At 53.7% G+C, this 12943-nt stretch carries 14 protein-coding genes and 1 riboswitch; of the genes, 8 read left to right on the top strand and 6 right to left on the bottom strand.

Features of this window, described 5'->3' with window-relative positions:
• Positions 1–194: hypothetical protein (locus tag ACMZ66_RS03870; protein ID WP_416934586.1), on the bottom strand; the 194-nt coding region annotated here is incomplete at its 3' end.
• On the opposite strand from ACMZ66_RS03870, the gene ACMZ66_RS03865 reads away from it, so the two are divergent.
• Together ACMZ66_RS03865 and ACMZ66_RS03860 are read left to right on the top strand one after the other, a co-directional pair.
• On the top strand, positions 194–694 hold the full coding sequence (locus ACMZ66_RS03865; RefSeq protein ID WP_416934584.1) for an MATE family efflux transporter: 501 nt from the start codon (positions 194–196) through the stop codon (positions 692–694). The two genes, ACMZ66_RS03870 and ACMZ66_RS03865, sit on opposite strands and share 1 nt — an antisense overlap.
• Positions 679–1620, top strand: a complete 942-nt coding sequence (locus tag ACMZ66_RS03860) for an MATE family efflux transporter (RefSeq protein WP_416934582.1) — start codon at positions 679–681, stop codon at positions 1618–1620. Before ACMZ66_RS03865 ends, ACMZ66_RS03860 begins: the two co-directional genes overlap by 16 nt.
• 76 nt (positions 1621–1696) lie before the next feature.
• Here the strand turns inward: ACMZ66_RS03860 and ACMZ66_RS03855 are convergent, their stop codons facing one another.
• Together ACMZ66_RS03855 and ACMZ66_RS03850 are read right to left on the bottom strand one after the other, a co-directional pair.
• Positions 1697–2962, bottom strand: coding sequence for a hypothetical protein (locus tag ACMZ66_RS03855; RefSeq protein ID WP_416934580.1), 1266 nt, complete (start codon positions 2960–2962; stop codon positions 1697–1699).
• Between the two features lie 117 nt (positions 2963–3079).
• Complete coding sequence (locus ACMZ66_RS03850) at positions 3080–4039, bottom strand: helix-turn-helix transcriptional regulator (RefSeq protein WP_416934578.1); 960 nt, start codon at positions 4037–4039, stop codon at positions 3080–3082.
• A 225-nt stretch (positions 4040–4264) separates the two neighbouring features.
• Between ACMZ66_RS03850 and ACMZ66_RS03845 the strand changes: the two genes are divergently transcribed.
• Genes ACMZ66_RS03845 through ACMZ66_RS03835 form a run of 3 tightly spaced genes read left to right on the top strand, consistent with a single transcriptional unit; the run spans position 4265 to position 6135 of the window.
• Positions 4265–4741 carry a low molecular weight protein-tyrosine-phosphatase gene (locus tag ACMZ66_RS03845; protein WP_416934576.1) on the top strand — a complete coding sequence of 159 codons (477 nt, stop codon included), beginning with the start codon at positions 4265–4267 and terminating at the stop codon, positions 4739–4741.
• A 21-nt stretch (positions 4742–4762) separates the two neighbouring features.
• Positions 4763–5623 carry a fructosamine kinase family protein gene (locus ACMZ66_RS03840; protein WP_416934574.1) on the top strand — a complete coding sequence of 287 codons (861 nt, stop codon included), beginning with the start codon at positions 4763–4765 and terminating at the stop codon, positions 5621–5623.
• 59 nt (positions 5624–5682) lie between these two features.
• The gene (locus tag ACMZ66_RS03835; RefSeq protein ID WP_416934572.1) at positions 5683–6135 is read left to right on the top strand and encodes a c-type cytochrome; all 453 of its coding nucleotides are present in this window, start codon (positions 5683–5685) and stop codon (positions 6133–6135) included.
• 91 nt (positions 6136–6226) lie between these two features.
• On the opposite strand, the gene folE is transcribed toward ACMZ66_RS03835, so the two are convergent.
• From folE to metZ, 3 genes are all read right to left on the bottom strand, one after another.
• On the bottom strand, positions 6227–6817 hold the full coding sequence (gene folE, locus ACMZ66_RS03830) for a GTP cyclohydrolase I FolE (protein WP_416934570.1): 591 nt from the start codon (positions 6815–6817) through the stop codon (positions 6227–6229).
• Between the two features lie 69 nt (positions 6818–6886).
• Entirely contained in the window at positions 6887–7279 is a 393-nt protein-coding gene (gene apaG, locus ACMZ66_RS03825; protein ID WP_416934568.1) for a Co2+/Mg2+ efflux protein ApaG, read from the bottom strand.
• Positions 7280–7510: 231 nt separating this feature from the next.
• Complete coding sequence (gene metZ, locus ACMZ66_RS03820; protein ID WP_416934566.1) at positions 7511–8713, bottom strand: O-succinylhomoserine sulfhydrylase; 1203 nt, start codon at positions 8711–8713, stop codon at positions 7511–7513.
• A 77-nt stretch (positions 8714–8790) separates the two neighbouring features.
• Positions 8791–8865, bottom strand: a riboswitch (SAM riboswitch).
• Between the two features lie 225 nt (positions 8866–9090).
• Here metZ and ACMZ66_RS03815 point away from each other — a divergent pair.
• The 3 genes from ACMZ66_RS03815 to ACMZ66_RS03805 all read left to right on the top strand — a co-directional run bounded on the left by ACMZ66_RS03815 (position 9091) and on the right by ACMZ66_RS03805 (position 12871).
• Complete coding sequence (locus tag ACMZ66_RS03815; RefSeq protein WP_416934564.1) at positions 9091–9885, top strand: TVP38/TMEM64 family protein; 795 nt, start codon at positions 9091–9093, stop codon at positions 9883–9885.
• A complete protein-coding gene (locus ACMZ66_RS03810; RefSeq protein WP_416934563.1) occupies positions 9878–11305 on the top strand; it encodes a dihydrolipoyl dehydrogenase family protein in 1428 nt (475 codons plus the stop codon). The genes ACMZ66_RS03815 and ACMZ66_RS03810 overlap by 8 nt, the downstream gene beginning before the upstream one ends.
• Positions 11306–11389: 84 nt before the next feature.
• On the top strand, positions 11390–12871 hold the full coding sequence (locus tag ACMZ66_RS03805) for an ATP-binding protein (protein WP_416934561.1): 1482 nt from the start codon (positions 11390–11392) through the stop codon (positions 12869–12871).
• Positions 12872–12943: the final 72 nt, after the last annotated feature.

Raw genomic sequence — 12943 nt, 5'->3', positions numbered from 1 at the left:
TCATGGGGCGTCACATCCGTGATTACCGATGATCCGGCCAAATTGCTGATGGCCATTCCGCGCCGCCCGTTCGCCGCACACAGATAAAGACCCCCGACCATATTGGGGCATAAGGCGCAGCCCGATCCGGTATTGCCACCACCATTGCCGGATCTGGTTGCCACCATAAATAAAGAAAACAGGGAATGTTCCAATGACGATCGCCCCACAGGATGGGACAGTGGCCCCGCCACCGCCCGATCCAAGCATTTCGCCAACCCCGCTTTATCCCAATAACCGGGTAAAGCGCCATTTAAGCGAACTGTTCCGCCTAGCCCTGCCGGTCACCATTGCCAGACTTGGCATGCTGATCATGTCGGTTGTCGATACCATTATCGTTGGCAACTATGACAGTGCGGGTTTGGCCTATCTTAACGTCGCGCATGCGCCTTTCACCTCGCTAATGGTTACGGGCATTGGTCTTTTGACCGGTGTGATGATCATGACGTCACATGCCAATGGGCGCGAAAACCTTTTGGCGGCGGGGGCGGTTTGGCGCAATGCCATGCCCTATGCCGTTCTGGTCGGCATTCTGTTTACGCTGCTGACTTGGCATTCGGACCTTTTGTTCGTCATTACCGGGCAGCCGGCCGAGATTACCGAGAATGCCGGTTACCTTGCCAAAATTTTGCGATCGGCATGCCAGCCGCATTGATCTATATAACCTGCGCCTTTTTCCTAGAAGGATTGCAACGGCCGATACCGGGCATGGTTCTTATGATCGGGGCCAATGCGATTAACCTGTTTCTGGATTACGGGTTGGTCTATGGCGCATTTGGTTTCCCTGAATTGGGTGCTGAGGGCGCTGCCTGGACGTCAAGCGTGATCCGCTGGGTCATGGCGCTCGGCCTGCTTGGCTATATCATCTTTGTGAAGAACCACGCGCTTTATGGCATTCGAGATGGCTTTAAGGGGTGGTGGAAAGCATCAAGCGAGGCACGCCATCTGGGCTATGCCGCCGGTGCCAGCCAAGGCATGGAAACCAGCGCCTTTGCCGCCATGCAGCTTTTTGCCGGGCGCCTCGGCGTGATTGCCGCAGCAAGCTATGGCATCAGCATGACGATCCTTGCTTTGATGTTCATGGTTGCCCTTGGCCTTGCATCGGCGACGTCGGTTCGGGTCGGCATTGCCTACGGCAGACGTGATCGGCCTGATATGGCATTGGCCGGATGGATCGGACTTCTGACCACGATGGTTGTGATGTTTGCTTTGAGCATCCCGATTTATCTGTTCCCGGGTGCTGTATCGCATCTGTTCACACAGGATATGAGCGTGATTGCCACCACCATGTCGGTTTTGATTCTGATGCCGATCATTTTCCCGACCGATGGCGGACAGAATGCTGCAATCAGTGCACTGCGCGGGGCGGGGGATAAATGGGCACCGACGATTTTGCATCTGGTGTCTTATATCTTTGTCATGATTCCGACGGGCTATTACCTGACCTTTGTCATGGAGATGGGCGTGCGTGGATTGTTCTGGGGCATTGTGATTGCAAGTCTGGTTGCGGTCAGTGGATTGGTAATCCGGTTCAAGATCGTTTCAGACCGTCCGATCCCGGAACACAAGGCCCACGCATAGATTCCCGCAACACAGCAAAAAGGTCCGCTGGAGCAATCTGGCGGACCTTTTTTCATTATTGGGCGCAAGCGCAAGATCAGGACCGTTCGGCGTCGAACTGACGGCGCGGCATCAAAAGATCGCAGAATGGCAGAACCAGCGTATCAAAGGCGGATGCGGCACGCGCAGCTTCGATGCGGATGATGTGAAGTTCGATATCACGCTGGCTCGCAAGTTCGGTGAGCGGTGCCAGCTCCGGCAATGCATCGACCAGTGTCGCGTAAAATTCGATCTGATCTTCGCGTGCGTTGCCCGCTGCCAGATTGCCAAGATGGTTATAAAGCGCCATGGCAAGGAACCAGCGGCAATAGGGCATCAGGCCCTGAACGATTTCAGTGCGTTGTTGTGGCTGTAGATATTGCTGAAGGTCGCTATCAAGCCAAACTGCATTTTGCACCCCGGCAACAAATGCGTTGCGAAGGGCTGGATGTTCATCCGTAAAGAAGACCGTGGTCAGCCAGCTTGAAAGATCATCAAGCGATTTGCGCCGTGAGCCCGGTGTGCTGTCTGCGGCAAAATCCAACGCCGGCATTGCCGGTTTACCCGACATGGCAAGACTTGCGACCGCCGGATCAATCAGTGCATTGGCAAGCCAGGCCTGATGCCAGATGCGCATCGGGCGGAAATAAGGTTCCTTTTCCGCGCCACCGGCTTCGATCCAGCTTTCAATCAGATGCGCACGACCAAGGGAAATCCCCAAACGCATGGCATCTTCAAAGCCCATCCCGCCGATTAGGAACGGATCACCCAGCAGATCTTCAAGCATTGGCAAAAGGCTTGCGACATTATCGGAACGAAGCCCGGCACCGAGCGGCTGATAGAACGAAGCACCGTCGCCATGACCAAGAATGGCACGTGCGTGATCGGCAAAGCTTCCCCAAAAAACAAGTTTGACCGGCTCGGATCGCTTGCGCCACAGCGGACGGGTCATGTGCCAGTCTTCTGTTTCGAACGCGGCCATCGGCATGGCATCAACAAGACGTGCCAAAGGCTTTGCCACCGCAGTTTCGATATCATCAGATGATCCGACATGACCGATGGAAAGACGCCAACCCGGTTCTTCGTGCGGATGACGATCAAGCCACAGCATGGCAAAGCCGTTTGATCCCGCACGCTGGGCCGAGGGTCCCACCAGATCAAAGAACAGGGAGAGTGCTGCGGGCATTTCAGGAACCGAATGATCGGAAAGAGGTGTGCCAACCGTCCAAGTCTTGATCGCCACATCGTCGGCGTCTGGCCGTTCTTTGAAACGCGGCGGCAGGAAACCGGCATATTGGTTTTCGCGATGTGTCGGATTGGTCATGGCGGCCTCGTGGATGCGGATCGTTTGGCAATGCAGCCCTTATCTGCCCTGCTGATAAACAAGGCCGCATGCTAGGTCAATCACACTAGACGTTTGAATGCCGCACCAAAGCTTGGATCAGGCGCGGGTCAACCCGGCATGGCCAATGCTGGCTTCGCGATAGACCGATGGCGGCATTGCCAACAAACGTCTGAAATCACGCGAGAAATGCGCATTGTCGGTAAAGCCGCACCAAAAGCCGATCTCACCTACAGATAGCTGAGTGCCATACAGCAAACGACAAGCTTCACGCACGCGAACCAGACGGATGATATCGGAAAAGCGGTTGTTGGCCTGCTGCAGGCGGCGCTGCAAGGTACGGCCGGATGTATCAAGGGCGGCTGCCACTTCATCAATTGACCAGCTGCGCCCGATATCCTGTTCAAGGATCGCATAAAGCTGCTGGACGATCGGGCGCTGAGCACCGATGGACGGTGCAGTGCCCGGCATGTTGGCCATGAACGGATAGGATGAGGAAACCGGTTCGAAACTGTTCCAATTGATCCGAAAGCGCAAACCGCGTCCGGTAAAGGCAAGTTTGTTATTGATCTTTCCCTTGCGCATCACGCGAACCGACGGCCCGTGGCTTGGCAAGATCGTGCCATCAATATCTTCGGCCCCGGCTGCCTCAAGCAAGCCAATCAGAAAACCCTGCAATAACAGGTTTTCAACGCGCGCAGGCGGTTGACCGCGGACAACACCGCGATGGATGGTCATGGATTTACCGGTGATGGTGAAATCGCTGCGCGCACGGGCATGTGAATAGCCCTCCAAGCGGCGCCAGCGATCTGCGGTTACTGCCGGTGTTGCCGCATGACGCAGCATGGTCAGGATGGGTTCCTGTTCCTTGGCAGCCAGATGGCGGCCAAGACGCACCAAAACAGCGGGTCCATTGATTTCTTCAAGGGCGAGCATGATGCTGCGCAATTTGGCAGACGTCACCACCGTCCCGGCCGGCACAAGGTCATAGCCCCGTGGCAACCAGGCAAGTTGCCGGATCAGGGCAACATGCAAACCAAAAGAAACAAATTCCTGCATCGATACGCGCCAATATTCAAATTATGGCGCGATCATACAAACTATTGACGAGGCTGTCAGTGGACGATTCAAAATGTCACGAAGCTGTTACATAAGCTGACCGTGCAGATGCAGCAAACAACGGCAACTTCACCCAACTGACAGAGGCCATTGCCCCACCGATCAGGGCATGTCAGTCTGATTTTCTATCGTCACCCCCATCCTCAACACAGCTGGAAAAGTCGCGTGATCAAGGTTCTTTTTGTCTGTACCGGCAATATCTGTCGTTCGCCCACCGCCGATGGCGTGTTTCGCAAGATCGTTCGCGAAGCCGGACTTGAAAACCAGATTAGTGTCGATAGTTGTGGCTTGTCGGCCTATCACGTCGGAGAACTTCCCGATCCACGATCGCGCGAAATGGCTGAAAGCCGGGGTGTTGATTTAAGCGATATCCGATCGCGCAAGATCAAGCCGGGCGACTATGTCCAGTTTGACTATATCTTGGCGATGGATGACGGACATCTGCGGGACATGCGCAGGCAGGCGCCGGGATCCAGTCAAAACCGGATTGAGCTGTTTTTGGATTATCATCCCGATATGGGTGGTCAAAGTGTGCCTGATCCCTATTACGGTGGGGCAAACGGCTTTGTGCATGTGTTTGATATGATCGAAGAAGCATCACACAACCTTCTGACCCAGATCCGTGAAAAGCACGGTTTCTGATCCACCACTCCGCCCGTTGTCATGGAAAAGATCACGCTTGCAGATAAAATCACCGAACTGACCGGATCTGGCATCCGCCAAATGACAACACTTTCGGGTGGATGTGTGGCGGATGTGATGCGAGCCGATCTTGAATGTGGCCGATCGCTTGTCATCAAGAAGGGCGATGCAAACACTTCTGGGCTTTTGATTGAGGCTGAGATGCTGCGTTATTTGGCACAGCATTCGCCAATTACTTGCCCGGACGTGATCTATGCCGATGACGGCTGCCTGATCATGAGCTTCATCGCCAATGACAATCAGATGAGCGAAAGTGTTCAGATTGATCTTGCCGAGCAACTGGCAAGGCAACATGCGGTCACATCCGATCAGTTCGGACTATCGTTCGACACATTGATCGGTGGGCTACATCAACCCAATCAGCAAGAAGCCAGCTGGATCCGGTTCTTTGGCGAGCATCGCCTGCGCTTCATGGCACATGCAGCGCACAAGGAAGGGCGGTTAAACGCCGCGATGACGGCGCGGATGGATCGGCTGATTGATCGGCTTGATCGCCATATTGATGATCAGCCCAAGCCATCGCTTCTGCATGGTGATCTGTGGGGCGGGAACATTCTGTGTCAAAACGGGAAATTGGCCGGTTTGATTGATCCGGCGATCTATTATGGCGACCGGGAAATTGAGTTGGCCTTTGGCACACTATTTGGTGATTTGACGCCTGCATTCTTTGATCGCTACGCGGAAATCATGCAAATCAATCCGGGCTTCTTTGAAGAACGTAGAGATTTGTATAACCTTTATCCACTATTGGTTCATGTCCGCCTGTTTGGCGGATCATATGTCGGGTCGGTTGACCATATTCTATCCCGATTTGGCCATTAGAGAGAGCATGGACCCAAATCGGCTATAACCAAAACATCAAAAAGCAGGGATTGAGAGAGTTGAAGAGAGTTATCGGAGCCGCCATCGCACTTGGCATGACTTTCAGTGTCGGCGCTATCGCCCATGAAGGCGCAACTGGTGTGGTAAAAGAACGTATGGAAGGCATGGAAGCCATCGGTCAGCAGGTTAAAATCCTGGTGCCGATGCTTAAGGGAACCCTTCCCTATGAACCGGCAAAAGTTGAACAGTCAGCGAGCATCATCGAAAGCCATGCAGGTGAGAACTTCACCAAGCTGTTCCCGGAAGGAAGCGTTGGCAAACCGTCCGAAGCGCATCCGGATATCTGGGAAGACTGGTCTAAATTCTCTGAACTTGCGATGGAACTTCAGTCCACCGCTGGTGCCCTTAAAACTGTTGCCGCCAATAATGGTTCAGAAGGCGATTTTAAGGGTGCACTTGGCACGATGTTGAAGACCTGCAAATCCTGCCACAGCGATTTCCGCGAAGATTAAGCAAAGCGGGCCCCAAACCCGATTGCAGGAACACAAAAGGCCGCAGCGATCCGCTGCGGCCTTTATCACTTTTGACGTTCTCAGACGCTAATCAACGACCGATCATGGCAAAGAATTCACGGCGCGTGATCGGGTCATCACGGAACGCGCCCAGCATGCGGCTGGTCACCATCGACACACCGGTTTTGTGAACGCCACGCGTGCTCATGCACTGATGGTTGGCATCAATCACCACCGCAACACCAAGCGGATCAAGCTCTTCCTGAATGGTGTTGGCGACCTGTGCGGTCATTTTTTCCTGAATTTGCAGGCGCTTGGCATAGACCTCAACCACGCGGGCGAGTTTGGAGATGCCAACAACACGGCGGCGCGGTAGGTAGGCCACATGGGCAACACCAATGATCGGTACCATGTGATGTTCGCAATACGACTTAACACGGATGTCGCGCAGAACAACCATTTCATCATAGCCGTCGGTTTCTTCGAACGTGCGGCGCAGAATTTCAGCCGGATCTTGCTGATAGCCCGCGAAGAATTCCCCATAAGAGCGCGCAACGCGGTCGGGCGTTCCACGCAAACCTTCGCGATCGGGATCATCACCAGCCCAACGCAGAAGCGTGCGGACTGCTTCTTCGGCTTCCTCACGGGTGGGACGTTTCACCGCTTTATGTTCGCTGCACATACTAAATCCTTTTAACTTTCCGTGCGGGATTGCTTCCCGCCTTGGTGGGGCTCCTGACCCCTTTTTATCTTAGTTCACGGTATGTTGCCCATGGGGACTGTCCAGCGAAAAGGCCGGAATGGCAATATCAAAATGATTGCCGTCCATATCCGTCATCTCATAGGTCCCAACCATGAAGCCACTTGGCGTGGTTAACGGCGCGCCACTGGTATAGTTGAAGCTTTCTCCAACGCCCAGCACAGGTTGCTCACCAACAACACCGGGACCTTTGACTTCCTGGGTTTCACCGCGCGAGTTTGTAATCCGCCAATAGCGGTTCAGCAACTGCACGGTTTTGGACCCGAGATTCTCGATTTCAATCCGATAGGCCCACACATATCTGTGGGTATCAGGATCAGACTCTGCCTCAAGGAATACCGGTTGTACCGAAACCTTGATGTCGTGGGTTACGGTCGAATACATGCACGTCTCCGGGCCAAATGTGTTCCAATCAATTGCGTCAGCCAAGATTACGATTGATGCGCCATATGTAGACAGTCCGTCGCAGAAGTACCAGTGGCCGATGACAAAAGCTTGCAAAGACTTTGATATTCATCAGTCGCCAACGGCACCACTCCAAACGACCTTTCTGAAACGAAACGGCCCGCACATGGTACGGGCCGCATCGGAAACAGGATTACTATCTTTTTGTCCTTACGCGGACAAAGCAGCCAAAAGGTCTTCTTTCAGGTCATCAATGTCTTCAAGACCGACAGAAATGCGCAGCATGCCTTCGGTGATGCCCATCGTGATTTTGTCTTCGGCCGGAACGCGCTGATGCGTTGTCGTCCAAGGATGGGTTGCCAGACTTTTCGCATCCCCAAGGTTGTTGGAGATATCAATCAGCTTGAGGTTATCAAGCAGCGAGAAGGCGGCCTTTTTACCACCGGCAAGCTCTATTGCGATCAATCCACCACCGCGACCCGACATCTGTTTCATTGCCAGTTCATGCTGCGGATGACTTTTCAGTCCCGGATATAGAACGCGTGAAACTTGCGGCTGTTCCGACAGGAATTCTGCCAGTGCTGTTGCATTGCGAATGTGCTGATCAATACGCAGGTTAAGCGTTTCAAGACCTTTGAGCAGAACCCACGCATTGAACGGGCTCATGCTTGGGCCGGTGTGACGCAGGAAGGTAGTCAGATGTTCGTCATGCCATTCCTTGTCGTTAAACAGGATGGCACCGCCAAGACAGCGGCCCTGACCATCAATATGCTTGGTCGCGGAATAAACAACGATATCAGCACCCAGTTCCATTGGCTTTTGCAAGATCGGGGTGGCAAAAACGTTATCGACAACGACCTTCGCACCGGCCTTATGCGCCAAATCAGCGATATAGGCGATATCAAGAACTTCAAGCGTCGGGTTCGACGGCGTTTCAAGGAATACCGCATCAGCTGGTTTGGAAAGGGCTTCGGCCCATGCTTCCTTGTCCGTGCCATCGACCAGTTCGGTTTCAACACCAAAGCGCGGCAGAAGGGTCGTCAGGATGAATTCACACGACCCAAACAATGCGCGCGAACCGACAACACGGCCACCAGCATTGGTACAGGCGGCAAGTGCATTCCAAACCGCAGACATACCAGATGCTGTCGCGCGGCAATATTTTGCACCTTCGATCAGGGCAAGGCGTTCTTCAAACATGCCAACGGTTGGGTTGGCGAAACGGGAATAGACATACCGTTCCGGCCCGCTGCCATCAAAGGAGGCTTCTGCCTCGGCAGCAGAATTGTATACATAGCCGGAATTCATGAAGATGGCTTCGGAGGTCTCGCAAAAGCCGCTACGGGCTGTGCCACCACGAACAGAACGGGTCGCTGCGCGCCAGTTATCGGAAGCCTTTTTTTCGGTCGTCATTGTCTTGCTCCTACATGCCCGGAGATATGGTGCGTTCCGGACACAAAAAAACCCTGACCGGCATGAATGGGTCAGGGCCGAAGCCTTCTATCCCCTCTTTAGCGATTTTTTACGTGGCCGCAAGCCGGTCGACAAATCCCACGATGGCCAGACGATACGACCAGATTTCCCCAACGTCAAGCACCACCCCGTCAGGAATTTTGCGCAGATTGGCGCTTTATCGCTGGTGGACGGCCTCGCTTTGGCCTCACGGAATGGTGAAAGCAGTTCATAAGCAAGTTTGGAGATTTCGCTCTAATCTTGGCTCAATTAATGCAATCCTGTTTTCGGGGTTTGCTCTTCGTCCCACGACCCGAATTTGCAAGAGCGTGAAAACAATGACCAAAACCAGTTCAATGGCCGCTGATTTGCCCAACCAAGATAACGATATCGCTACTGAAAAAACCGGCACCCAAAAGCCCCTTTGGCGCAGACTTTTGCCGCTGGTGGTATTGATAACCGGTTTGATCGCGGCATGGGCAACAGGCCTTCTGGATTTTCTGTCTTTTGACACGCTGCGCGAAAACCGCGAACTCCTGCAGGGCTTTGTTGCAAGCAATCCGGTTTCCAGTGTGCTGGTCTTTATGACGATCTATGTCATCGCGGTTGCCTTGTCACTTCCCATCGGATCGCTTCTGACAATTGCCGGCGGCTTCATGTTTGGTGCTTTTTTTGGCACGACCTATATCGTGCTGGCAGCCACCATCGGGGCCGTAATTGTTTATTTGGCAGCACGTTATGCGTTTTATGATCTGATGCAGGCCAAGGCGGGCAATGCCATCCGCAAGATGGAAAAGGGCTTTGCCGAGAACGCCTTTAGCTATCTGATGGTTCTGCGCCTGATCCCGATCTTTCCATTCTGGCTGGTCAATTTGGTACCCGCCCTTTTGGGGGTTAAGTTGCGCTCCTTTGTGTTTGGAACGCTGCTTGGCATCATTCCGGGGACCTTTGTATATGCCTCGATCGGGGATGGCTTGGGCGCGGTGTTTGATCAGGGCAAGACCCCTGATCTTGGCATCATCTTTGAACCGCGTATCCTCACACCGATCATTGGACTCGCTGTGCTTGCACTTTTGCCGGTTGCCTATAAGAAACTGCGCACATCAAAGAACGGGACCGCAAAAGATGAGTAAGGTCATCAATACCGATATCTGCGTGATTGGTGCCGGGTCAGGCGGCCTGTCGGTTGCGGCCGGTGCGGTTCAGATGGGGGCGGATGTCGTCCTGATTGAAAAGGGCAAGATGGGTGGCGATTGCCTGAATACCGGCTGCGTTCCCTCCAAGGCACTTCTTGCTGCCGCACATGCGGCGGAACATGCGCGTAATGCCAATCGGTTTGGTGTGTTTGCGGGGCCCGTCGAAATTGATTTCTCCAAGACCATGGATCACGTCCATTCGGTGATTGCCGGGATCGCCCCACATGATTTGGTCGAACGGTTTGAAAAGCTTGGCTGCACCGTCATTCAGGCCGAAGCAAAATTCGCGGGGCCCAATGAAGTAAAGGCAGATGGCAACATCATCCGTGCCAAACGATTTGTCGTTGCCACAGGATCACGTGCCGCCGTCCCGCCCATTCCCGGTCTGGAAAATGTTGGTTACTTCACCAATGAAACCATCTTTGAAAATCGCACCTGCCCGGATCATTTGATTGTTATTGGCGGCGGTCCGATTGGCCTTGAAATGGCGCAGGCCCATCAGCAGCTTGGCGCAAAAGTCACCGTCATTGAAATGATGAGCATCCTGCCAAAGGATGATCCTGATATGGTCACGGTTGTCCGTGATCACATCAAGGAAAGCGGCATTACGCTTTACGAGCAGGCCAAAACCAAAGAGGTCCATCGCCTTGGTGATCAGCTCCGTGTCGTGATCGAACACAACAATATCGAAATTACGATCGAAGGCAGTCACCTGCTGCTGGCGACCGGGCGCAAACCCAATATCGAAGATCTTGGGCTGAACGAAGCCGGTATTGAGCATCATCGTGGCGGCATCACGATTGATGCGCGGTTGCGCACATCAAACAAAAAGGTCTTTGCGATTGGTGATGTGACAGGTGGCCTGCAATTCACCCATATGGCGGGCTATGATGCCGGGATTGTCATTCGCAATGCCCTGTTCCGTCTTCCAGCCAAGGTCAATTATTCTGCCGTGCCCTGGGTAACATATACCAATCCGGAACTGGCACAGGTCGGCATGACCGAGGCGACCGCACGCAAACAATATGGCGATGACATTCGTGTCCTCACCTGGGACTACGCCGAAAATGACCGCGCCCGCGCCGAAGCCGACACCAAGGGCTTTATCAAGGTTGTCACGACCCGCAAGGGCCGCATCCTTGGTGCCGGAATTGTCGGCCGACAGGCCGGTGAGCTGATCGGCGTTTGGACCTTGGCGATTTCAAAGAAAATGAAGATCGGTGCCATTGCCGGGATGATCGCCCCCTATCCAACGCTTGGCGAGATTTCCAAACGGGCCGCCGGACAGTGGTACACGCCCAGCCTATTTAGCGAGAAAACGCGTAAAATTGTCCGCTTCTTGCTCAAGCTTGGTTAAGTCATCACCACGTTTCACCTGACCTCCGTTTTCAAGCATCTGAAACGCTGTACTTTTTTCGCACGATTGGCCTAACATCGCCTTATGGAACGCCCGCATCTGAAATTGCCCCCGTGGGCCAAATCGCTCTCCGCGCGCCTGCTGGTGCTGACGGTAAGCTTTGTCATGCTTGCGGAGATTTTCGTGTTTGCCCCGTCGGTTGCGCGGTTCCGGATTGATTGGCTCAAAGCCCATCTTGATTCCGGTTATCTGGCGGCCTTGGCGCTTGAGGCGACACCAGATCAAATGATCCCCGATGATCTGGAAAAGGAATTGCTGTCCAATGCCGGAATTGAGGCGGTTATTTTGCGCCGTGAAGACCGCAAATTGCTGCTTCAGCGCGATGACATGCCCGCCAAGGTCGACAAGGATGTCAATGTTACCGACTTCTCGATCCCGATGGCCCTGATGGAAGGGTTATCGACCCTGTCACAGACCGGGGATCGTATGCTGCGCGTTGTTGGCATGCCATCCATGGCGCCCGATTTCGAAATCGAGATTTTGGTTCATGAAGAAAGCCTGACCGAGGCCATGCGCAATTTCGGCTGGCGGGTATTTGGCCTGTCGCTGATGATTTCGTTCTTTACTGCGGGCCTTGTTTATTTTGCGCTGAACCGGTTGATGGTGCGCCCGATGCGGACCCTGACCCGTGACATGATCCGGTTTCGGGAAAACCCGCAGGACAAATCATCGGTCATCACACCGGGCCTGCGTGATGATGAAATTGGTGTAGCCCGCCAAGAACTGGCGATCATGCAACAAGACCTTCAGGCGATGCTTAACCAGCGGCGGCGACTGGCGGCCCTTGGTACGGCCGCGACCAAGATCAGCCATGATCTGCGCAACGCGTTGGCAACATCGATGCTGATGACAGAGCAGCTTGCAAAAAGCGAAGATGACGAAGTCCGTGCCGTTGTGCCAAGGCTTCTGTCATCGATGGAGCGCGCGGTCTATATCAGCGAGCAGACATTGTCCTTTGCGCGTGAAACGCCGCCGCCACGTGATCTGGCCAGATTCACATTGATTGAGCTGATTGAAGAAATTCGCGATCAGATTTTGCTGCAGAAATCGGAGCCGCTTTTGGATGGGGCGGTTGGCGAAAACCCGGATGGCAAGATGCCCTGCACTGCCCGGATCGAGATTGATCTGCCCGATAATGTGATGCTTGAAGCAGACTACGACATGTTGTTTCGCGCCTTTAGCAACCTGATCCGTAACCCGCTTGAAGCTGGTGCTGACCTGGTTTCGATCACGCACAGCATTACAAATGGCCTCGAAGAATTGGGCGAATCGGATGAACCCCGCAGTTTTATTGAGGTTTCCATATCCGATAACGGCCCCGGATTGCCCGAAAAAGCGATCAAAAACCTGTTTGTGCCGTTTGCCGGAAGCGGTCGTGTTGGCGGAACCGGACTTGGACTTGCCATCGCGCGGGAGTTGATAAGCACCCATCACGGTGATCTTCGCCTCGTTGCAACAGGGCCAGATGGCGCAGTTTTCTTGGTTAAATTGCCGTTTATCGCCTGAAATTGGTGCATTGCCCCATCGCAACGCACCTAATTGATAGTTTTCATCTATCAATATTCATTTTAAATTCAA

Source organism: Thalassospira sp., assembly GCF_048059015.1.
Taxonomy (GTDB): domain Bacteria; phylum Pseudomonadota; class Alphaproteobacteria; order Rhodospirillales; family Thalassospiraceae; genus Thalassospira.
This window is presented reverse-complemented; position numbering and strand designations above follow the sequence as displayed.